The 21,923-nt window shown below is 59.5% G+C and carries 21 protein-coding genes; 13 read left to right on the top strand and 8 right to left on the bottom strand.

The window, feature by feature from the left end; all coding sequences use genetic code 11:
- Positions 1–12: 12 nt before the first annotated feature.
- The 4 genes from frr to rpsB form a co-directional block, all read right to left on the bottom strand.
- The gene (gene frr, locus BK658_RS11545) at positions 13–570 is read right to left on the bottom strand and encodes a ribosome recycling factor (protein ID WP_019692087.1); all 558 of its coding nucleotides are present in this window, start codon (positions 568–570) and stop codon (positions 13–15) included.
- Positions 567–1,310 (bottom strand): UMP kinase, encoded by a 744-nt coding sequence (gene pyrH / locus BK658_RS11540; RefSeq protein WP_011059526.1) that lies wholly within the window; start codon positions 1,308–1,310, stop codon positions 567–569. Before pyrH ends, frr begins: the two co-directional genes overlap by 4 nt.
- Before the next feature lie 210 nt (positions 1,311–1,520).
- On the bottom strand, positions 1,521–2,384 hold the full coding sequence (gene tsf / locus BK658_RS11535; protein WP_123582393.1) for a translation elongation factor Ts: 864 nt from the start codon (positions 2,382–2,384) through the stop codon (positions 1,521–1,523).
- Between the two features lie 204 nt (positions 2,385–2,588).
- Entirely contained in the window at positions 2,589–3,326 is a 738-nt protein-coding gene (rpsB, locus tag BK658_RS11530; RefSeq protein ID WP_003219330.1) for a 30S ribosomal protein S2, read from the bottom strand.
- 371 nt (positions 3,327–3,697) lie between these two features.
- Here rpsB and map point away from each other — a divergent pair, with 371 nt between their 5' ends.
- The 4 genes from map (at position 3,698) to BK658_RS11510 (ending at position 9,127) form a co-directional block, all read left to right on the top strand.
- Positions 3,698–4,480: a type I methionyl aminopeptidase gene (map, locus tag BK658_RS11525; RefSeq protein WP_019692084.1), complete on the top strand. Its 783-nt coding sequence runs from the start codon at positions 3,698–3,700 to the stop codon at positions 4,478–4,480.
- 43 nt (positions 4,481–4,523) lie between these two features.
- Positions 4,524–7,226: a [protein-PII] uridylyltransferase gene (locus tag BK658_RS11520; protein WP_123582392.1), complete on the top strand. Its 2,703-nt coding sequence runs from the start codon at positions 4,524–4,526 to the stop codon at positions 7,224–7,226.
- A 127-nt stretch (positions 7,227–7,353) separates the two neighbouring features.
- Positions 7,354–8,553, top strand: coding sequence for a succinyldiaminopimelate transaminase (dapC, locus tag BK658_RS11515; RefSeq protein WP_123582391.1), 1,200 nt, complete (start codon positions 7,354–7,356; stop codon positions 8,551–8,553).
- 325 nt (positions 8,554–8,878) lie between these two features.
- On the top strand, positions 8,879–9,127 hold the full coding sequence (locus BK658_RS11510) for a zinc metalloprotease (protein WP_148049716.1): 249 nt from the start codon (positions 8,879–8,881) through the stop codon (positions 9,125–9,127).
- A gap of 139 nt (positions 9,128–9,266) precedes the next feature.
- Here the strand turns inward: BK658_RS11510 and BK658_RS11505 are convergent, their stop codons facing one another.
- Together BK658_RS11505 and BK658_RS11500 are read right to left on the bottom strand one after the other, a co-directional pair.
- Positions 9,267–9,884 carry a nitroreductase family protein gene (locus BK658_RS11505; RefSeq protein ID WP_123582389.1) on the bottom strand — a complete coding sequence of 206 codons (618 nt, stop codon included), beginning with the start codon at positions 9,882–9,884 and terminating at the stop codon, positions 9,267–9,269.
- Entirely contained in the window at positions 9,881–10,816 is a 936-nt protein-coding gene (locus tag BK658_RS11500) for an EamA family transporter (RefSeq protein ID WP_123582388.1), read from the bottom strand. The genes BK658_RS11505 and BK658_RS11500 overlap by 4 nt, the downstream gene beginning before the upstream one ends.
- 80 nt (positions 10,817–10,896) lie before the next feature.
- Here BK658_RS11500 and BK658_RS11495 point away from each other — a divergent pair, with 80 nt between their 5' ends.
- The 5 genes from BK658_RS11495 to BK658_RS11465 all read left to right on the top strand — a co-directional run bounded on the left by BK658_RS11495 (position 10,897) and on the right by BK658_RS11465 (position 15,019).
- Positions 10,897–11,409 carry a MarR family winged helix-turn-helix transcriptional regulator gene (locus BK658_RS11495; RefSeq protein ID WP_123582387.1) on the top strand — a complete coding sequence of 171 codons (513 nt, stop codon included), beginning with the start codon at positions 10,897–10,899 and terminating at the stop codon, positions 11,407–11,409.
- 446 nt (positions 11,410–11,855) lie between these two features.
- The gene (locus BK658_RS11485) at positions 11,856–12,218 is read left to right on the top strand and encodes an ArsC family reductase (RefSeq protein ID WP_221178606.1); all 363 of its coding nucleotides are present in this window, start codon (positions 11,856–11,858) and stop codon (positions 12,216–12,218) included.
- A gap of 33 nt (positions 12,219–12,251) precedes the next feature.
- Complete coding sequence (gene dapD / locus BK658_RS11480) at positions 12,252–13,286, top strand: 2,3,4,5-tetrahydropyridine-2,6-dicarboxylate N-succinyltransferase (RefSeq protein WP_123582384.1); 1,035 nt, start codon at positions 12,252–12,254, stop codon at positions 13,284–13,286.
- 126 nt (positions 13,287–13,412) lie between these two features.
- Positions 13,413–14,618, top strand: a complete 1,206-nt coding sequence (locus BK658_RS11470; RefSeq protein WP_123582382.1) for an aminotransferase class V-fold PLP-dependent enzyme — start codon at positions 13,413–13,415, stop codon at positions 14,616–14,618.
- Positions 14,615–15,019 carry a SufE family protein gene (locus BK658_RS11465; protein ID WP_123582381.1) on the top strand — a complete coding sequence of 135 codons (405 nt, stop codon included), beginning with the start codon at positions 14,615–14,617 and terminating at the stop codon, positions 15,017–15,019. Before BK658_RS11470 ends, BK658_RS11465 begins: the two co-directional genes overlap by 4 nt.
- Positions 15,020–15,107: 88 nt before the next feature.
- On the opposite strand, the gene tcdA is transcribed toward BK658_RS11465, so the two are convergent.
- Entirely contained in the window at positions 15,108–15,920 is an 813-nt protein-coding gene (tcdA, locus tag BK658_RS11460) for a tRNA cyclic N6-threonylcarbamoyladenosine(37) synthase TcdA (RefSeq protein WP_404943176.1), read from the bottom strand.
- 268 nt (positions 15,921–16,188) lie between these two features.
- Between tcdA and BK658_RS11455 the strand changes: the two genes are divergently transcribed.
- The 4 genes from BK658_RS11455 to BK658_RS11440 all read left to right on the top strand — a co-directional run bounded on the left by BK658_RS11455 (position 16,189) and on the right by BK658_RS11440 (position 21,428).
- Positions 16,189–18,780 carry a glycosyltransferase gene (locus tag BK658_RS11455; protein WP_123582379.1) on the top strand — a complete coding sequence of 864 codons (2,592 nt, stop codon included), beginning with the start codon at positions 16,189–16,191 and terminating at the stop codon, positions 18,778–18,780.
- Positions 18,781–18,990: 210 nt separating this feature from the next.
- Positions 18,991–20,142 (top strand): succinyl-diaminopimelate desuccinylase, encoded by a 1,152-nt coding sequence (gene dapE, locus BK658_RS11450; RefSeq protein ID WP_123582378.1) that lies wholly within the window; start codon positions 18,991–18,993, stop codon positions 20,140–20,142.
- Positions 20,142–20,951, top strand: a complete 810-nt coding sequence (locus BK658_RS11445) for a putative RNA methyltransferase (RefSeq protein WP_123582377.1) — start codon at positions 20,142–20,144, stop codon at positions 20,949–20,951. The genes dapE and BK658_RS11445 overlap by 1 nt, the downstream gene beginning before the upstream one ends.
- 99 nt (positions 20,952–21,050) lie before the next feature.
- A complete protein-coding gene (locus BK658_RS11440; protein WP_054595899.1) occupies positions 21,051–21,428 on the top strand; it encodes a hypothetical protein in 378 nt (125 codons plus the stop codon).
- Positions 21,429–21,607: 179 nt separating this feature from the next.
- Here the strand turns inward: BK658_RS11440 and BK658_RS11435 are convergent, their stop codons facing one another.
- Complete coding sequence (locus BK658_RS11435; protein WP_054595898.1) at positions 21,608–21,817, bottom strand: cold shock domain-containing protein; 210 nt, start codon at positions 21,815–21,817, stop codon at positions 21,608–21,610.
- Positions 21,818–21,923: the final 106 nt, after the last annotated feature.

Below are 21,923 nucleotides of genomic sequence, written 5' to 3'. Positions count from 1 at the left end.
CGTCCTGACCCCTTATACGGCCATCAGGTCCTTTTCTTTGTCTTCAGTGAGCTTATTGATCTGAGCTTCGAAGTCTTTGATCAACTTGTCGATATCGGCACTCGCGCGACGCTCTTCGTCTTCGCTGATTTCCTTATCCTTGACCAGTTTCTTCAGGTCGCCCAGTGCATCACGGCGAATATTACGCACCGCGACACGAGCATCTTCGGCTGCGCTGCGCGCTTGCTTGGTGAAGCCCTTGCGGGTCTCCTCGGTCAAGGCCGGCATAGAGATCAGCAGTAACTCACCCAGGTTCGTTGGGTTGAGGTTCAGACCAGCACTCTGGATCGCCTTGTCGACCGCTGCAAGCATGTTTCGCTCGAAAGCCACGACTTGCAGGGTCCGGGAGTCCTTCACGGTGACGTTGGCCACACTGCTCAAAGGAGTGTCCGAACCGTAGTAAGGCACCATCACACTGCCCAGGATACTTGGGTGCGCCTTGCCTGTACGAATCTGACCAAAAGCGTGGGCCAGGGACTCCAGGGATTTGGTCATGCGCTCTTGAGCGTCTTTCTTGATTTCGTTGATCATTGTTCGCCTTCCTCGATCAGGGTTCCTTCAGCGCCGCCATGTACGATGTTCAGCAGGGCGCCGGGCTTGTTCATATTAAATACGCGCAGCGGCATCTTGTGGTCGCGGCACAGGCAAATAGCCGTCAGATCCATCACACCCAGCTTGCGATCCAGTACTTCATCGTAGGTCAGATGATCGAACTTCTCGGCATGCGGGTCTTTGAATGGGTCAGCGGTGTACACACCATCAACCTTGGTCGCCTTCAACACAACGTCAGCATCGATCTCGATCGCACGCAAGCAGGCTGCCGAGTCCGTGGTGAAGAACGGGTTGCCGGTACCGGCAGCGAAAATGACCACTTCCTTGGAGTTCAGGTGACGCATGGCTTTGCGGCGATCGTAGTGATCGGTCACGCCTACCATCGAAATAGCCGACATCACGATGGCCGAGATATTCGCACGTTCCAGCGCGTCACGCATGGCCAGAGCGTTCATCACAGTGGCCAGCATGCCCATGTGGTCGCCAGTTACCCGATCCATGCCGGCCGCACTCAGCGCCGCGCCGCGGAACAGATTACCACCACCAATCACCAGACCGACCTGAACACCGATTCCGACCAGTTGGCCGACTTCCAGCGCCATGCGATCCAGAACCTTGGGGTCGATCCCGAACTCTTCGGAGCCCATCAGGGCCTCGCCGCTAAGCTTGAGTAGAATGCGTTTATAGCGAGCCTGATAACCACTGCCCTGCTGAGCCATTGCGAATCTCTCCTGCGGCGTATTTTAAAAAATTCTTTGCGGGCTGTTTGCAGCCTGCGTTCACTCTAACGTGACGCTGTCACAGCGCCATCGGAACACGGCTTTGTAAGCCAGTTCCGACGGAAAACCAAATAAATTGGCTTCCCCATCTGAAAAGAGGCTGCGCGCGTGAGCGGGCAGCCTCTTCAGGGCGACAGTTAAAAAACTGTCTTACGACTTGGCAGCAGCCAGCTGGGCAGCAACTTCTTCCGCGAAGTTATCGACTGGCTTCTCGATGCCTTCGCCTACTTTGAAGTAGGTGAAGGAAACGATTTCAGCACCGGCTTTCTTGGCCAGCTCGCCGACCTTGATTTCAGGGTTCTTGACGAACGCCTGCTCAACCAGGCTGGCTTCGGCCAGGAACTTGCTGATACGGCCTTTGACCATGTTTTCAACGATGTTTTCCGGCTTGCCGGCGATCTTGTCAGCGTTCAGCGTCAGGAACACGCCTTTCTCGCGCTCGACCGCTTCAGCGGAAACTTCCGATGGCAGCAGGAATTCAGGGTTGGTGGCCGCTACGTGCATAGCGATGTCCTTGGCCAGCTCAACGTTGCCGCCTTTCAGGACAACTGCAACACCGATCTTGTTGCCGTGCAGGTAACCACCGACAACGTCACCTTCAACGCGTGCCAGACGACGGATGTTGACGTTTTCGCCAACCTTGCCGACCAGTACCAGGCGATCAGCTTCTTGAGCTTCGATCAGCGGAGCAACGTCTACCAGCTTGTCGGCGAACGCTTTTTCAACGCTTGCAGCAACAAATGCCTTGAAGTCGTCCTGCAGGGCCAGGAAGTCGGTCTGCGAGTTCACTTCCAGCAGAACGGCGGATTTACCGTCTTCCTTCAGAGCGATAGCGCCTTCAGCAGCAACGTTGCCTGCTTTCTTGGCAGCCTTGATGGCGCCCGAAGCACGCATGTCATCAATGGCTTTCTCGATGTCGCCGCCAGCCTTGGTCAAGGCTTTCTTGCAGTCCATCATGCCTTCGCCAGTACGCTCGCGCAGTTCTTTGACCAACGCTGCAGTAATCTCTGCCATTTCAAAATTCCTCTTGGATAGGTTATCAACCATTCCACCCGATCGAACGGGCGTTCAATTCTTCCCGAACCACCCTTGTTAGCTGCTGCACATTACAGATGCAGTAGCGGCACCCTGAAAACAGGCGCCAACAAATGGTTTTCGAGGTGGCAAAAAGGGGGCCAAGCCCCCTTTTTGCTTACTGAGTCAACGCCAAGGCGTCAATTACTCAGCTGCTGCTACCGGAGCTTCTTCAACGAACTGCTCGGTGCCGCCAGCAACGTGGTTGCGACCGCGGATTACAGCGTCAGCCATCGAACCCATGTACAGCTGGATAGCGCGGATTGCGTCATCGTTGCCTGGGATGATGTAGTCAACGCCTTCCGGGCTGCTGTTGGTATCGACTACGCCGATAACCGGGATGCCCAGCTTGTTGGCTTCGGTGATCGCGATGCGCTCGTGATCAACGTCGATAACGAACAGTGCGTCAGGCAGACCGCCCATGTCCTTGATACCACCCAGGGAACGATCCAGCTTTTCCAGGTCGCGAGTGCGCATCAGCGCCTCTTTCTTGGTCAGCTTGGCGAAAGTACCGTCTTCGGCTTGCACTTCAAGGTCACGCAGACGCTTGATGGAAGCACGGATGGTTTTGAAGTTGGTCAGCATGCCGCCCAACCAGCGGTGATCGACGTACGGCGAACCGCAACGTGCTGCTTCTTCAGCAACGATCTTGCCAGCGGAACGCTTGGTGCCGACGAACAGAATCTTGTTTTTGCCCTGGGCCAGACGCTCTACGAAAGTCAGAGCTTCGTTGAACATTGGCAGGGTTTTTTCAAGGTTGATGATGTGGATCTTGTTACGCGCGCCGAAAATGTACTTACCCATTTTCGGGTTCCAGTAACGGGTCTGGTGACCGAAGTGCACACCGGCCTTCAGCATATCGCGCATGTTGACTTGGGACATGATAGTTCCTTAATAAGTCGGGTTTGGCCTCCACGTATCCCAATGACCAACCAGCAGCATCAGCTGAAGGCACCCAGGTCATCGTGTCGACACGTGTGTGGATTTAAGCTTTTCGGGGTATACCCGGAAAGCGGCGCATTTTATATCACAAGAAGGGCGAAAACGAAACCCGGATTCTTAAAACCTGATCAGAGCTTTTGTTCCGGCCCTTGGAATCCCCCCAGAATGCGCCATTCTATAGAGAGAAGCGATGCACAGAGGCGCAGATTTGCCGTGATCGTCTGTTAGAATCGTGTTTTTCAGGGCTGCGAGCAGCATCACGCAGAGCCCATTCCGTATAGAAAGCGCCACTGAGCGTAGAGAGAGCCTGTATGACCGTCACCCTCAAAACCCCAGAGGACATCGCTAAAATGCGTATCGCCGGCAAGCTTGCCGCCGATGTGCTGGAAATGATTGCCGAATACGTCAAGCCGGGCGTCACGACCGAAGAGCTGGACCGCATCTGCCACGACTACATCGTCAACGAGCAGAAAGCCATCCCTGCCCCGCTCAACTACAAAGGCTTTCCGAAGTCGATCTGCACCTCGATCAATCACGTGGTCTGCCACGGCATCCCGAACGAGAAGCCGCTTAAAGACGGCGACACGCTGAACATCGACGTCACCGTGATCAAAGATGGCTATCACGGCGACACCAGCCGTATGTTCCACGTCGGCAACGTGCCGGTCTGGGCCGAGCGCCTGTCGCAAGTCACCCAGGAATGCATGTACAAGGCCATCGAACTGGTCAAGCCCGGCTGCCGCCTCGGCGATATCGGCGAAGTCATCCAGAAGCACGCTGAAAAGAATGGCTTCTCGGTGGTTCGCGAGTTCTGCGGTCACGGCATCGGCAAGGTATTCCACGAAGAACCGCAAATCCTGCATTACGGCCGCGCCGGTACCGGCATGGAACTGAAAGCCGGCATGACCTTCACCATCGAGCCGATGATCAATCAGGGCCGTGCCGACACCAAGGTACTCGGCGATGGCTGGACCGCGATCACCAAGGATCGCAAGCTGTCGGCCCAGTGGGAACATACCCTGCTGGTGACCGAAACCGGCTACGAGATCTTCACCCTGCGTAGCGATGACACCATCCCTCGCGTTTCGGCCTGATCCGACAAGCTCCGCACCCAGCCTATAGAAGGAAAGCCAATCGATGCCGCAGGTGGATCCCGAACTCTTCGACCGCGGCCAGTTCCAGGCCGAACTGGCCCTGAAGGCAAGCCCGATCGCGGCCTTCAAGAAGGCCATCCGCCAGGCACAAGAGGTGCTCGACGCGCGATTTCGCAGCGGACGGGATATTCGCCGGCTGATAGAGGATCGCGCCTGGTTCGTCGACAACATCCTGCAACAGGCCTGGGAGCAGTTCAATTGGAGTGAAGACGCCGACATCGCGCTGGTCGCGGTCGGCGGCTACGGTCGCGGCGAACTGCACCCCTACTCCGACATCGATTTGCTGATCCTGCTGGACAACGCCGATCACGAAGTTTTCCGCGACTCCATCGAGCGTTTTCTGACGCTGCTATGGGACATCGGCCTGGAAGTTGGCCAGAGCGTACGCTCGGTGGACGAATGCGCCGAACAAGCCCGCGCCGACCTGACCATCATCACCAACCTGATGGAGAGCCGCACCATTGCCGGCCCCGAGCACTTGCGTCAGCGCATGCTCGATGTCACCAGTACTGAGCACATGTGGCCGGCCAAGGAATTCTTCCTGGCCAAACGCGCCGAACAAAAGGCACGTCACCACAAATACAACGACACCGAATACAACCTGGAACCCAACGTCAAAGGCTCGCCTGGCGGCCTACGGGATATTCAGACGATTCTCTGGGTGGCACGCCGCCAATACGGCACGCTGAACCTGCGCGCACTCGCGGGCGAAGGCTTCCTGGTCGAAAGCGAAAATGCCCTGCTGGCCTCGTCCCAGGAGTTTTTGTGGAAGGTCCGCTACGCCCTGCACATGCTCGCTGGCCGCGCCGAAGACCGCCTGCTGTTCGACCACCAGCGTTCGATCGCCGGGCTGCTGGGTTTTGCAGGTGATGACGCCAAGCACGCCATCGAAAACTTCATGCAGCAGTACTATCGGGTGGTGATGAGCATTGCCCAGCTCAGCGACCTGATCATCCAGCATTTCGAGGAGGTCATCCTCGCGCCGGAAGATGAAGCGCCGCCGCAACCGATCAACTCGCGCTTCCAGTTGCATGACGGCTACATCGAGGCGATCAACACCAACGTGTTCAGACGCACACCGTTTGCCATGCTGGAAATTTTCGTGCTGATGGCTCAACAGCCGGAAATCAAAGGCGTGCGAGCTGACACTATTCGTCTGCTGCGAGAGCACCGATACCTGATCGATGACGATTTTCGCAATGACATTCGCAATACCAGCCTGTTCATCGAACTGTTCAAGTGCAAGATCGGCATCCATCGCAATCTGCGACGGATGAACCGTTACGGCATTCTCGGGCGCTACCTGCCAGAGTTCGGTTTTATCGTCGGGCAGATGCAGCACGACCTGTTCCATATTTATACGGTCGACGCCCACACCCTGAACCTGATCAAACACCTGCGTAAGCTGCAGTACACCCAGGTGTCCGAGAAATTCCCGCTGGCCAGCAAGCTCATGGGCAAGCTGCCCAAGCCGGAGCTGATCTACCTTGCCGGGCTGTACCACGACATCGGCAAGGGCCGGCATGGTGATCACTCGGATATCGGTGCGGTCGACGCCGAAGCGTTTTGCCAACGCCATCAACTGCCCCTGTGGGACAGTCGACTGATTGTCTGGCTGGTGCAAAACCACCTGGTGATGTCGACCACCGCCCAGCGCAAAGACCTGTCCGACCCGCAAGTGATCCACGACTTCGCGCAGATCGTCGGCGACGAAACCCGCCTCGATTACCTGTACGTGCTGACCGTTTCGGACATCAACGCCACCAACCCGACGCTGTGGAACTCCTGGCGCGCCAGTTTGTTACGCCAGCTCTACACCGAGACCAAGCGTGCCTTGCGCCGTGGCCTGGAAAACCCGGTCGATCGCGAAGAACAGATCCGCCAGACCCAACGCGCCGCCCTGGATATTCTGGTACGCGGCGGCACTGACCCGGACGATGTCGAACAACTCTGGTCGCAACTGGGCGACGATTATTTCCTGCGTCACACCGCCGGCGACGTGGCCTGGCACACTGAGGCAATCCTCCAGCAGCCAGCCGACGGCGGGCCACTGGTACTGATCAAGGAAACCACCCAGCGCGAGTTCGAGGGCGGCACGCAGATCTTCATCTATGCGCCGGACCAGCACGACTTCTTCGCCGTGACCGTGGCGGCGATGGACCAACTCAACCTGAACATTCACGACGCCCGGGTTATCACCTCTACCAGCCAGTTCACCCTCGACACCTATATCGTGCTCGACACCGATGGCGACTCGATTGGCGACAACCCGGCGCGGGTCAAGCAGATCCGCGACGGCCTGACCGAGGCCCTGCGCAACCCGGACAACTACCCGACCATCATCCAGCGTCGGGTGCCGCGTCAGCTCAAGCACTTTGCGTTCGCACCGCAAGTGACGATCCACAACGACGCCCAGCGTCAGGTGACGGTGCTGGAACTCAGCGCCCCCGACCGTCCGGGTCTGTTGGCACGGATCGGAACAATCTTTCTCGAATTCGACCTGTCGCTGCAGAATGCCAAGATTGCCACCCTAGGCGAGCGAGTCGAAGACGTGTTCTTCATCACCGACGCGAGCAATCACCCGTTGTCCGACCCGCAGCTGTGCAGCCGTTTGCAGGACGCGATCGTCGAACAACTGAGCGTCAGCCCCGAACCGGATATCAAACTTTCACGCATCAGCTTCTGAATTAACAAACTTCCCCCTGTGGGAGCGAGCCTGCTCGCGATGGCGTCAGTCCATTCAGCATCGCCAGTGACTGATCTATTGCTATCGCGAGCAGGCTCGCTCCCACATTGAACGAGACCCCGCACCGATGAACAACGCTCTGAACCAGCTCCAGCCTTACCCGTTCGAGAAACTGCGCGCCCTGCTCGGTGCGGTGACGCCAAACCCTGACAAGCGCCCGATTGCATTGTCCATCGGCGAGCCGAAGCATCGCTCGCCAAGCTTTGTGGCCGAAGCGCTGGCGAGCAATCTGGATCAGATGGCGGTGTACCCGACCACGCTTGGCATCCCGGCCCTGCGTGAAGCCATTGCAGGCTGGTGCGAGCGGCGCTTTGGCGTACCAAGTGGCTGGATCGATCCGGCGCGCAACGTGCTGCCGGTCAACGGCACTCGCGAAGCGCTGTTCGCGTTCACCCAGACCGTGGTCAATCGCGGCGACGACGCACTGATCGTCAGCCCGAACCCGTTCTACCAGATCTATGAAGGCGCAGCGTTCCTCGCTGGCGCCAAACCGCATTACTTGCCGTGCCTGGATGAAAACGGCTTCAACCCGGACTTCGACGCCGTATCGGACGATATCTGGAAGCGCTGCCAGATCCTGTTCCTGTGCTCGCCGGGCAACCCGACGGGTGCGCTGATCCCGGTCGAAACCCTGAAAAAACTGATCGCCCTGGCCGACGAACACGACTTCGTGATCGCTGCCGACGAGTGCTACAGCGAGCTTTACTTCAACGAACAGACCCCACCGCCAGGCCTGCTCAGCGCCTGCGTGGAACTGGGTCGCCAGGATTTCAAACGCTGCGTGGTGTTCCACAGCCTGTCCAAGCGTTCCAACCTGCCGGGCTTGCGCTCGGGTTTCGTCGCCGGCGATGCCGAGATTCTCAAAGGCTTCCTGCTTTATCGCACCTATCACGGCTGCGCCATGCCGGTTCAGACCCAACTCGCCAGCGTTGCCGCGTGGAATGACGAAGTGCATGTACGGGCCAACCGTGCGCTGTACCGCGAGAAATACGATGCAGTACTGGAAATCCTCAGCCCGGTGATGGACGTACAGCGTCCGGACGGCGGTTTCTACCTGTGGCCGAACGTTGAAGGCGATGATGCCGCGTTCTGCCGTGATCTGTTTGTCGAAGAACACGTGACGGTGGTGCCGGGCTCTTACCTGTCCCGTGAGGTTGACGGTTTCAATCCGGGTGCTGGCCGGGTACGCCTGGCATTGGTCGCGCCTTTGGCAGAGTGCGTTGAAGCAGCAGAGCGCATTCGCAGCTTTATAGTTAACCGCAATTAACAAACACCAGGCCTGCACCGTGCAATACGCTGCAGGCCTATTTAAATACAGTGCAACACCACCAACTTAAAACACGCCTTCCTCACGCACGCCCCTTAGACTAATCTGCACGTCAAGCGAGTAGAAATATATTCTGTAAACCTGCACAACCAACAACGATATTAAATTAATTACTTATAAGAACACGGAAGTTTTTTATGCCACCTATAAAACCTTGTCTTGCCAGGGTCCCCAACGACACACAAACCTCTTACGAAGCAGCCATCACCGAAAATCCGGCCGATGCAATGCACGCTTCGTCCGGCCGAAAAAAAGATCCATCGGTGTGCACACCAAATACTGGAAACCAGGCCGAACATTAAAAATTGCAATCCCGCGACTCAACGAAGATATGTTCCAGACCGTGAAATCCGCCGCCAGCAAATGGCTGCCTTACATCATTCTTAAATTCGAATTCACTGAACTCGACGATGAACTTTATGAGGGTGACATTCGAGTTGATTTGCCCCCCTTCAACAACGGAACCGGAAGTTCAGCAGTAGGTACAGACGCCCTTACCATGTTTCCGAAATGACCCGCGATCATTGAATGCCCTCATTTCACCACGCCAAGATTGGCCACACTTAAATCCAGTAAGTCGCAAGCAGTTCGAACACATCCAGCCCCTGCTATTTCAGTCAGTGGAGTGAGCCCGACCGGGATGGTGAAGGCTCTTAGGCGAATGCCAGCACCTCATGCAAAGGCCGACGCACTTTTTGCGGCCAGTTGCCAGCGGCCGGGTAGCCGGCGGTGACCAGCATGACCGGCAGTTCATTGGCCCCCAGGCCGAACCCCCGCGCCACGCCCTCGGCATCGAAGCCGCTCATCGCCCCGCTGGCCAGGCCCATGCCTTGCGCCGCCAACATCAGCGTCATGGCGGTGAGGGAGGCCGAACGCAGCGCCTCGTCGCGTTGTAACTGCGGATTGCCCGCGTGCAATTGGCTGGCCATGGCCGCCCAGCCCTGGAGGGTGGCGGGCGGCAGAATGCCGGCTTCGACCGAGGGCTGCAGCATCTGCGGCAGCGTCTCGTGGGCCGCCAGGGTGCCGCAAATGATAAAGGTCACGGGGGCATCCAGCACCTGGCGCTGCTGGTAGGCCACGGCATGCAGGCGGCCCTTGGCTGCGTCCGAGCGCACCGCGATAAATTTCCAGTTCTGCAGGTTGTAGGCCGAGGGCGCGCGGGTGGCCAGCTGCACCAACTCGCGGATGACCGACTCGGGCAGATCGCGATCGGCCTGATAACGGGTGGTGGAAACTCGCGACTCGATAAGGTCCTTGATGGCAGTGTTCATAGCATTCTCCGTTGCACAGGGTTTTCTAGAGTGGATAAATCAGTGTGCTTTTGATTGGCCGGCGAGCCTGAGGTCGATGCCCATTGCACCGCCAGGATGCTGCCCAGCACTGTGATCAGCCCCAGCAGCGCCAGGCCGGTGATGCTCTGTCCCAGCAGCGCCCAACCCAGTAGTACGGCCACCAGCGGGCTGAGCAAGCTCAGGGATGACACCGCCACCGGCCTCAACCGGGCAATCCCGCGAAACCACAGCACATAGGCCAGCAGCGCGCCGAACAGCGAAAGGTAGGCGTAACCCAACCACTGGCTGAGGCTTAGGCTCGGCAGCGGCGGATCGACCAGCCAGGCCAGCGGCAGCAGCAACAGGCCGCCCACCAGCAGCTGCCAGCCGGTAAAGGCCAGCAGCGGTATCGCCGGCTGCCAGCGCCGTGTCAGGTAGGTGCCGGCCGCCATGCAGGCGCTGCCGATAAAGGCCGCGGTTATGCCGATCGGGTCCCAGGAGGCGCCCGGCGCCAGCAGCAGCGCGGCCATCCCGACTATCCCCAGCACGCTGGCACCGACCGCCAGATAAGCCGGGCGTTGGCGGTCCAGTGTCCATACCAGGCCCATCATCAGCAGCGGCTGGATGGCCCCGACCACGGCAGCCAGGCCGCCGGGCAAGCGGTAGGCGGCGACAAACAGCAGAGCCTGGAAGAAGCCGATATTCAGCGCCGCCAGTATCAGCAGGCGCAACCATTCGGCGCGTTTGGGCATATGCCGGCTGTACAGGACCAGCAACAGACCGGCCGGCAACGCGCGCAGCAAGGCGGCGGTAAAGGGCCGATCCGCTGGCAAGAGTTCGGTGGTGACTATATAGGTCGAGCCCCAGATGGCCGGGGCCAGCGCCGTGCTCAGGACGTCCAGCCAGGAACTGCGGGTGCTTAACTTGTGCATGTATTTACCTCGCATTCAAGATAAAATGGAAGTTAGTAGTATTTTGTCTTGAATTCAAGATAAATTTTGAGGAGTAGAGCATGACAACCGAACGACAGGCCGATGCGGTCGACATGATTCTTCGACAGTGGCGCCGCGAGCGTCCGGATCTGGACGTCAGCCCCATGGGCACCATTGGCCGGGTCAAGCGCTGCTCGGTGCTGCTGCAGCGTGAACTGGTTAAAGTCTTCAGCGATTTCGGCCTGAACGCCTGGGAGTTCGATGTGCTGGCCACCCTGCGTCGCGCCGGCGCGCCTCACTGCCTGGCGCCGACCGCGCTGTTCTCGTCCTTGATGATCACCTCCGGCACCATGACCCGGCAGCTGCAGCAGCTGGAGGCCGCCGGCTGGGTCGGCCGCACGCCCAACCCCAGTGACGCGCGCAGCCTGCTGGTGCAATTGACCCCGGCCGGGCTGGAGCTGATCGACCGCGCGGTGACCGCTCATGTCGCCAACGAGGCGCGGATTCTGGCGCCTATAGCGGCGGCACAGCTGGCGCAGTTGGATGAGCGGCTATCGGAGCTGTTGGCGGTCTTGGAACCGGCGGCCGAGTGATTTCTGAAAACCTGTTTATGACCTGCTGCGCGTCGGCGATACCGCGTTAAAAACAGCCTCAGAATGTTCATTTACAGTCCGTAAACTGCGCCTCTTCGGCTGTTTTGGCCTTGTATCCTCTAGCTCGCGAGATCGTAAACAGGTTCTAAGGCCCTGTGTCCGCAGCGCCTTCGGTCGCAAACGCCGCTTCAGCCGTGAAACGCCAACCAGTATCAGCAGGACAGGACGGCTAAGCGGTTTGCACAAAACGCGGGGCCCCGGCAATCGACAGCATTGAAGTGCCATATCAGTCTCTTAGACTGGCGACTGACCGTTGCACCCATGTCGCACGGAACCGATGATCCTCCCGGCAAAAGGACAAACCCGACCACGACCGACGCGAAGCCGTTCGGTCATGGCATAATCCTTCACCTTTTATTTTCGGCACCTCAAAAGGGGGCAATTCCTTGACCGATTCAAGCAAAACGTTGCACCTTTTCGGCATCAAAGCCTGCGACACCATGAAAAAGGCGCGCACCTGGCTCGATGAAAACGCTGTTCATTTTGACTTTCATGATTACAAAACGGCCGGAATCGACCGTGAACACCTGACCCAGTGGTGCAACGAGCACGGCTGGCAAGTGGTGCTCAACCGTGCAGGCACGACCTTTCGCAAACTCGACGACGAACGCAAAGCCGATCTCGACCAGGCGAAAGCTATCGAACTGATGCTCGCACAACCTTCGATGATCAAGCGCCCGGTGCTCGATCTCGGTGACCGAACCCTGATTGGCTTCAAGCCAGACATTTACGCGGCAGCGCTCAAGTAAGCCAGCCCGTTCAATTTTGTTAGAGGTATAAACATGTCCACTACCCTGTTCAGCCTGGCCTTTGGTGTCGGCACTCAAAACCGTCAAGGTGCATGGCTGGAAGTGTTTTATGCAGCCCCGGTTCTCAAGCCATCGGCTGAACTGGTCGCCGCTATCGCGCCGATTCTGGGCTACACCGAAGGCAATCAGGCCATCGCGTTCAGCACCGCTCAAGCCGCGCAACTGGCTGAAGCCCTGAAAGGTGTCGATGCTGCTCAAGCGGCGCTGCTGACCCGCCTGGCCGAAAGCCACAAGCCGCTGGTCGCCACCCTGCTGGCCGAAGACGCACAACTGAGCTCCACCCCTGAGGCCTACCTCAAGCTGCACCTGCTGTCCCATCGCCTGGTCAAGCCACACGGCCTGAACCTGGCCGGGATCTTCCCGTTGCTGCCGAACGTGGCCTGGACCAGCCAGGGCGCAATCGACCTGAGCGAACTGGCCGAGCATCAACTGGAAGCCCGTCTGCGTGGCGAGCTGCTGGAAGTGTTCTCGGTCGACAAGTTCCCGAAAATGACCGACTACGTCGTACCGGCCGGCGTGCGTATCGCTGACGCTGCGCGTATCCGTCTGGGCGCCTACGTGGGTGAAGGCACCACCGTGATGCATGAAGGTTTCGTCAACTTCAACGCTGGCACCGAAGGCCCGGGCATGATCGAGGGTCGCGTCTCTGCTGGCGTGTTCGTCGGCAAGGGTTCGGACCTGGGCGGCGGTTGCTCGACCATGGGCACCCTGTCGGGCGGTGGCAACATCGTGATCAAGGTTGGCGAAGGTTGCCTGATCGGCGCCAACGCCGGTATCGGCATTCCATTGGGTGACCGCAACACCGTCGAGTCGGGCCTGTACGTGACCGCTGGCACCAAGGTGGCACTGCTGGACGAGAACAACAAACTGGTCAAAGTGCTCAAGGCCCGCGAATTGGCCGGCCAGCCTGACCTGTTGTTCCGCCGCAATTCGGAGACCGGTGCCGTGGAATGCAAAACCCACAAATCGGCCATCGAACTGAACGAAGCGCTGCACGCTCACAACTAAGTGCCGCAGGCACCTGTGGGAGCGGGCTTGCTCGCGAAGCTTTTGGCGACCTCAAGGACGCCTTCGCGAGCAAGCCCGCTCCCACAGGGTCTGGCCTCACCCGCCCATGTTCACAGGGCTGAACATATGATGATTACTTCGCCCTGGCGCGCCGATTTTCCGGCCATCGCCGCTCTGCAACGGCAAGACCAGACCTATCTGGACAACGCCGCCACCACCCAGAAACCCCAAGCCCTGCTCGATGCGCTGGCGCACTACTACGCCAACGGCGCGGCCAACGTCCATCGTGCGCAACACCTGCCCGGCGCCCATGCCACGCAGGCGTTCGAAGACAGCCGCAGTAAAGTCGCGCATTGGCTCAATGCTGGCGAAAGCGGGCAAATCATCTTTACCCACGGCGCAACCTCTGCGCTGAACCTCCTGGCCTACGGCCTGGAACACCTTTTCAATCCGGGCGATGAAGTTGTCATCAGCGCCCTGGAACACCACGCCAACCTGTTGCCGTGGCAGCAATTGGCGCACCGTCGCGAGCTGAAACTGGTGGTATTGCCCCTGGACGCGGACGGTCTGATCGATCTCGACGCCGCCGCCCAACTGATCGGCCCGCGCACGCGGTTGCTGACGGTCAGTCAGTTGTCCAACGTGCTCGGCGCGTGGCAACCGTTAGCCCCGTTGCTGGCGCTGGCCAAGGCGCAGAACGCCTTGACCGTAGTCGATGGCGCCCAAGGCGTGGTCCATGGCCGCCATGACGTGCAGGCACTGGGCTGCGATTTTTACGTTTTTTCCAGCCACAAACTCTATGGCCCGGACGGTCTCGGCGTGGTGTATGGCCGCAACGAAGCCTTGCAACAGTTGCGCCCATGGCAGTTCGGCGGTGAGATGGTGCTGGACGCCAACTACCACGACGCGCGCTTCCGCCCGGCCCCGCTGGGCTTTGAAGCCGGCACACCGCCGATTGCCAGCGTTATTGGCCTGGGTGCGACCCTCGATTACCTCGCCGGTCTGGACCAGGACGCCGTGTGCGCCCACGAAGCCGCGCTGCATGATTACCTGTTGAAGGGCTTGCAGGCGCGCAATGGCATTCGCCTGCTGGGCAAACCGCAACTGGCGCTGGCCAGCTTTGTCGTCGAAGGCGTGCACAACGCCGATTTGGCGCATCTGCTCACCGAGCAGGGCATCGCCGTGCGTGCCGGGCATCACTGCGCGATGCCGTTGCTGAAAAGCTTCGAGCTGGCGGGGGCGATCCGGGTGTCGTTGGCGCTGTACAACGACTCGGAAGACCTTGAGCGCTTTTTTGAAGCCCTTGATCAAGCGCTGGAGTTGTTGCGATGAGCCTGCCGGCTGATGCCATTACGGCACTGGAAACCTTTCAGGCCGCCGCCGGCTGGGAACAACGCGCTCGCTTGCTGATGCAATGGGGCGAACGGCTTTCGCCGTTGAGCGATGCAGACAAAACCGACGCCAATCGCGTACACGGCTGCGAAAGTCAGGTGTGGCTGGTGGGCGCGCTGCAAGACGGCCATTGGCAGTTTGCCGCCAGCAGCGATGCGCGGTTGATTCGCGGGTTGGTGGCGCTGCTGCTGGTGCGGGTCAACGGTTTGACCACCGCCGAGTTGCAACAGGTGGATTTGCCGGATTGGTTTGATCAGTTGGGTCTGGGCAGACAGCTATCTCCGTCGCGCAGTAATGGTCTCAATGCCGTGTTACAGCGGATGAAGGAGTTGGCGGGTTAATCGCCATCGCGAGCAGGCTCGCTCCCACAGTGAACGCATTCCAATGTGGGAGCGAGCCTGCTCGCGATGAGGCCATCAGCCTCAACAATCAAGCCTCAGGCTTAGCCCTATCCGCCGGCCGCCGGACACCCGCCACAATCTTATCCACAGCCTTGGTCGCGGCGACCATGCCAAAAGTCGCGGTTACCATCATCACCGCGCCGAAACCGCCGGCGCAGTCGAGCTTCACGCCATCGCCGACAAAGCTCTTCTGCAAGCAAATGCTGCCATCGGGTTTCGGATAGCGCAGTTGCTCGGTGGAGAATACGCACGGCACGCTGTAGTGACGGGTCACAGTGCGCGAGAAACCATAATCGCGACGCAACGTAGAGCGCACTTTCGAGGCCAGCGGGTCATTGAAGGTACGGTTCAGGTCACACACCTGGATCAGCGTCGGATCGATCTGCCCGCCCGCACCGCCCGTGGTAATGATCTGGATCTTGCGACGCTTGCACCAGGCGATCAGCGCAGCCTTGGCATTGACGCTGTCGATGCAGTCGATCACGCAATCGATGTCTGGCGTGATGTATTCGGCCATGGTCTCGCGCGTAACGAAATCCGCCACCGCGTGCACGGTGCATTCCGGGTTGATCCCGCGCAAGCGCTCGGCCATCACCTCGACCTTGGGTTTGCCGACGGTGCTGTCCAGTGCATGCAACTGACGATTGACGTTGCTGACGCACACATCATCGAGGTCGAACAGCGAGATTTCGCCGACACCGCAACGGGCCATGGCTTCCGCCGCCCAGGAACCGACGCCACCGACGCCAACAATCGCCACATGGGCCGCGCGCAAACGCGCAAGGCCTTCGATGCCATACAACCGGGCAATGCCAGCAAACCGCGGATCTTCTGTACTCATGACCACTACCCTAAAAACCGGCGCGCATTATAGGGCCGATGCGTGCCAAGAACATCTTTGCGCTATAAACGGCAGCGGGTCGTGCTTTATTTGTGCCCGCACATGTACATTTTTTGTCACACAAAAGAACTTAAGCGAAGATGGCTTGCCCAATGTCCGGCTTTTTTCTGTCTGCTGTACGCTCAGTTGAAGGCCAGTGTAGGATGCGCGCCGATTGGCGCGTGCCAACCGTCCCCTCGTTCCACACCTTTTGGAACCCGATATAGCTATGTCATCGCGTAAATTTGGACTCAATCTGGTGATAGTGCTGGCGATTGCCGCGCTGTTCACCGGTTTCTGGGCGCTGATCAACCGCCCGGTCACGACCCCCAACTGGCCTGAGCAGATCTCCGGTTTTTCTTACTCGCCGTTCCAGCAAGGCCAGTTCCCACAGAAAAACCAGTTCCCGTCCGACGATGAAATGCGTCGCGACCTGGAGATCATGAGCAAGCTGACTGACAACATTCGGACCTACTCCGTCGACGGTACGCTGGAGGACATCCCGAAACTGGCGGAAGAATTCGGCCTGCGCGTAACGCTCGGGATCTGGATCAGCCCCGATCTTGAGCGCAACGAACGCGAGATCCAGCGCGCCATCGAGCTGGCCAACAGCTCGCGCAGCGTTGTACGCGTGGTGGTCGGTAACGAAGCGATCTTCCGCAAGGAAATCACCGCCGAGCAATTGAGCGTGATCCTCGATCGCGTGCGCGCAGCGGTAAAAGTCCCGGTCACCACGTCCGAGCAGTGGCACGTCTGGGAAGAAAACCCGATGCTGGCCAAGCACGTCGACCTGATCGCGGCTCACATCCTGCCGTATTGGGAATTCATCCCGGTGGACCAGGCCGGCCAGTTTGTTCTGGACCGTGCCCGCGACCTGAAAAAACTCTTCCCGAAAAAGCCGCTGCTGTTGTCCGAAGTGGGCTGGCCGAGCAATGGCCGCATGCGCGGTGGTGCTGATGCGACCCCGGCTGACCAGGCGATTTACCTGCGCACACTGGTGAACAAACTCAACCGCCAGGGCTTCAACTACTTCGTGATCGAAGCATTTGACCAGCCTTGGAAAGCCAGCGACGAAGGTTCGGTAGGCGCCTACTGGGGCGTGTTCAACGCCGCGCGTCAGCAGAAATTCAACTTCGAAGGCCCGGTCGTCGCGATTCCGCAATGGCGAGTGTTGGCCATCGGCTCGGTGGTCCTGGCGTTGTTGTCCCTGACCTTGCTGATGATCGACGGCTCGGCACTGCGCCAGCGCGGTCGGACCTTCCTGACCTTCACCGCGTTCCTCGGCGGCTCGGCACTGGTGTGGATCGCTTACGACTACAGCCAGCAATACAGCACCTGGTTCAGCCTGACGGTGGGCTTCCTGCTCGCCCTCGGTGCGCTCGGGGTATTTATCGTACTGCTGACCGAAGCCCACGAACTGGCCGAGACCGTCTGGACCCACAAACGTCGACGTGAATTCCTGCCGGTGGTGGGCGATTCGGACTACCGCCCGAAAGTCTCGATCCACGTGCCGTGCTACAACGAGCCGCCGGAGATGGTCAAACAGACCCTCAACGCCTTGGCCAATCTCGACTATCCGGACTTCGAAGTCCTGATCATCGACAACAACACCAAGGACCCGGCCGTCTGGGAACCGGTGCAGGCCTATTGCGAAACCCTCGGCCCGCGCTTCAAGTTCTTCCACGTCTCGCCGTTGGCCGGTTTCAAGGGCGGCGCGCTGAACTACCTGATCCCGCACACCGCCAAGGATGCCGAAGTCATCGCGGTCATCGACTCGGACTACTGCGTCGATCCGAACTGGCTCAAGCACATGGTGCCGCATTTCGCCGATCCGAAAATCGCCGTGGTGCAGTCGCCACAGGATTATCGCGACCAGAACGAAAGCACCTTCAAGAAGCTCTGCTACGCGGAATACAAAGGCTTCTTCCACATCGGCATGGTCACCCGTAACGACCGTGACGCGATCATCCAGCACGGCACCATGACCATGACCCGTCGCTCGGTGCTCGAAGAACTCGGCTGGGCCGACTGGTGCATCTGCGAAGACGCCGAGCTGGGTCTGCGGGTGTTCGAAAAAGGCCTGTCGGCGGCGTATTACCACAACAGTTACGGCAAGGGCCTGATGCCCGATACCTTTATCGACTTCAAGAAACAGCGTTTCCGCTGGGCCTACGGAGCGATTCAGATCATCAAGCGGCACACCGCCAGCCTGTTGCGTGGCAAGGACACCGAACTGACCCGTGGCCAGCGTTACCACTTCCTCGCGGGCTGGTTGCCGTGGGTCGCGGATGGCATGAACATCTTCTTCACCGTCGGCGCCCTGCTCTGGTCGGCGGCGATGATCATCGTGCCGCAACGGGTCGATCCACCGCTGCTGATCTTCGCAATCCCGCCATTGGCGCTGTTCGTGTTCAAGGTGGGCAAGATCATTTTCCTCTACCGCCGTGCGGTCGGGGTCAACCTGAAGGACGCATTCTGCGCGGCATTGGCCGGCCTGGCGTTGTCGCACACCATCGCCAAAGCGGTGCTGTACGGCTTCTTCACCAGCAGCATTCCGTTTTTCCGCACCCCGAAAAATGCCGATAACCACGGCTTCTGGGTAGCGATTTCGGAAGCGCGCGAAGAGCTGTTCATCATGCTGCTGTTGTGGGGCGCGGCGCTGGGGATTTACCTGGTGCAAGGCCTCCCGAGCAACGACATGCGCTTCTGGGTGACCATGTTGCTGGTGCAGTCGCTGCCGTATCTGGCCGCGCTGATCATGGCCTTCCTGTCTTCACTGCCAAAACCAACGCTTGCGACAGAGCCGGCACCTGCCGCTTAAATCTGCGCAAACCACTAAACGGCGGCCTCTGGCCGCCGTTTTGCTTTAAGATATCCGCCATTTTGCGGGGCTTGGCCCTAAAGGCCTGACCCAATACCTGTGGGAGCGAGCCTGCTCGCGATGAGTCCGTCACATTCAACCTCTATGTTGATTGTCATGGCACCATCGCGAGCAGGCTCGCTCCCACATTGACAGCTTCGGAGTTCTCACATGACGGCCCACGCCGACCTTTCGCCGACCCTCCAACTCGCCATCGACCTGATCCGTCGTCCGTCCGTGACGCCGGTCGACGCCGATTGCCAGAAGCAGATGATGCAGCGCCTGGGCGATGCCGGTTTTGCGCTTGAGCCGATGCGCATCGAGGATGTGGATAACTTCTGGGCCACCCACGGCAAACACGAAGGCCCGGTATTGTGCTTCGCCGGTCACACCGACGTGGTGCCGACCGGTCCGGTACAGGCCTGGCAGATCGATCCGTTCGACGCGGTGATCGACGAACACGGCATGCTCTGTGGCCGTGGTGCGGCGGACATGAAAGGCAGCCTGGCCTCCATGACCGTGGCGGCCGAACGTTTTGTCGCCGACTACCCGGACCACAAGGGCAAGGTTGCATTCCTGATCACCAGCGACGAAGAAGGCCCGGCGCATCACGGCACCAAGGCGGTGGTCGAACGCCTCGCGGCGCGCAAAGAGCGTCTGGACTGGTGCATCGTCGGCGAACCGTCGAGCACCACCCTGGTCGGCGACGTGGTCAAGAACGGCCGTCGCGGCTCCCTCGGCGCCAAGCTCACCGTGCGCGGTGTGCAAGGTCACGTGGCTTACCCGCACCTGGCAAAGAACCCGATCCACCTCGCCGCTCCGGCCCTGGCCGAACTGGCCGCCGAGCACTGGGATCACGGCAACGATTTCTTCCCGCCAACCAGTTTCCAGATTTCCAACGTCAATTCCGGCACCGGCGCGACCAACGTCATTCCCGGTGATCTGGTGGCGGTATTCAACTTCCGTTTCTCCACCGAATCGACCGTTGAAGGCCTGCAACAACGAGTGGCCGACATCCTCGACAAGCATGGCCTGGACTGGCACATCGACTGGGCGCTGTCCGGTTTGCCGTTCCTCACCGAGCCAGGCGCCCTGCTCGACGCGGTGTCGGTGAGTATCAAGACCATCACCGGTCGCGAGACCAAAGCATCCACCAGCGGTGGCACTTCGGACGGACGCTTCATCGCGACCATGGGTACGCAAGTGGTCGAGCTTGGCCCGGTCAACGCGACGATTCACCAGGTCAACGAGCGAGTGCTGGCCAGCGATCTCGACGTACTGACCGAAATCTACTACCAGACCCTGATCAAGTTGCTCGCCTGATGCTCGCCTGCCCTATCTGCAGCGCGCCGCTGAACGCGGTCGACAACGGCGTGGCGTGCCCGGCCGGGCATCGCTTCGACCGTGCCCGCCAGGGTTACCTGAACCTGCTGCCGGTGCAGCACAAGAACAGCCGTGATCCGGGCGACAACCAGGCAATGGTTGAGGCCCGTCGCGACTTCTTGAATGCCGGACATTACGCGCCGGTAGCCAAGCGTCTCGCCGAGCTGGCCGCCGAACGCGCGCCGCAGCGCTGGCTGGACATCGGTTGTGGCGAGGGTTACTACACCGCGCAAATCGCCGACGCCCTGCCGAATGCCGACGGCTACGCGCTGGACATCTCCCGCGAAGCCGTCAAGCGCGCCTGCAAACGCAATCCGCAGCTGACCTGGTTGATCGCCAGCATGGCCCGGGTGCCGTTGGCCGATGCCAGCTGCCAGTTCCTCGCCAGTGTGTTCAGCCCGCTCGACTGGCAGGAAGCCAAACGCCTGCTCAGCCCGGGTGGCGGCTTGATGAAAGTCGGGCCGACCAGCGGTCATCTGATGGAACTGCGTGAGCGTCTGTATGACGAAGTGCGCGAATACACCGATGACAAGCACCTGGCGCTGGTGCCGGAAGGCATGACGCTGCAACACAGCGAAACCCTGGAATTCAAGCTGAATCTGGTCAGCGGCCAGGACCGCGCCAACCTGCTGGCCATGACGCCTCACGGCTGGCGCGCGAGTGCCGAACGCCGGGCGGCCGTCATCGAACAGGCCGAGCCGTTCGAGGTCAGCGTGTCGATGCGCTACGATTATTTCGTTTTGCAGTAATTATTTGAGAGCAACCCTTTAACTTTTGGCCTTGAGCAGTGGCTTGAGGCCGGCTAAATCCGCGAATGGATTTTTCGAAACCCGCAGTGAGGAACATCCATGCGCCAACCCGATATCGAGATTTACCTGAAAGACGCCGACGTCGACTACAAGGCCATCGCCACCTGGCTCGGCGCGGCTCTGGGCCCTTGCACCGACTGGGTTCAGAAAGGTCAGACCTACAAGTGCAAGGCCGGCAACGTGCCTGTGACCTGGCTGCCAAAAGCCGTGGGCAAGTGGAACAGCCTGTACCTGGAAAGCGACCAGACGCCGTGGGACGACGATATCGCCTGCGCCCGCGCCGCCTTTGCCGCGCTGAACGTCGAAGTGCGCTGCGCGCCAGGGACCTGGGTCGAGGAAGAAGGTGAAGAGACGGCGGATCGCTGGATTCGGATCAGCGTCGACGGTGAAGAAGAAATCACCTGGAAAACTGCTTAACCCTGCTGGACAACCTTGTGGCGAGGGGGCTTGCCCCCGTTCGACTGCGCAGCAGTCGTAAAACCAGCGAACGCGTACTTCCTGAAACACTGCGTTTGCTGAATTTGGGGCCGCTTCGCGACCCAACGCGGGCAAGCCCGCTCGCCACAGGGAATGATGGTGATTTCGCAGTCCGTGGGTTACAGGCCGACTACATCCTCAGCCTGCAAACCTTTCTGCCCATCTACCACGGCGTATTCAACCTGCTGGCCTTCGGCCAACGAGCGGTGGCCTTCGCCACGGATCGCGCGGTAATGCACGAATACGTCTGCCCCGTCCTCACGCTGAATGAAGCCGTAGCCCTTGGCGTCGTTGAACCACTTCACGTTGCCGGTCTCGCGCGTTGCCATCAATCAATCCCCCTATTTTTATTATTGGTCGGCGTGCTCATGAACACGCCTTGAGAACGTTTGCCAGCGCTCGGTTTACTGTAAGAAACAGCGCCGATAGTGGCAA

The sequence above is a fragment of the Pseudomonas brassicacearum genome, from assembly GCF_003732175.1.
GTDB lineage: Bacteria > Pseudomonadota > Gammaproteobacteria > Pseudomonadales > Pseudomonadaceae > Aquipseudomonas > Aquipseudomonas brassicacearum_G.
Note: the sequence above shows the minus strand (reverse complement) of the source record. Positions and strands in the feature narration are given on the sequence as shown.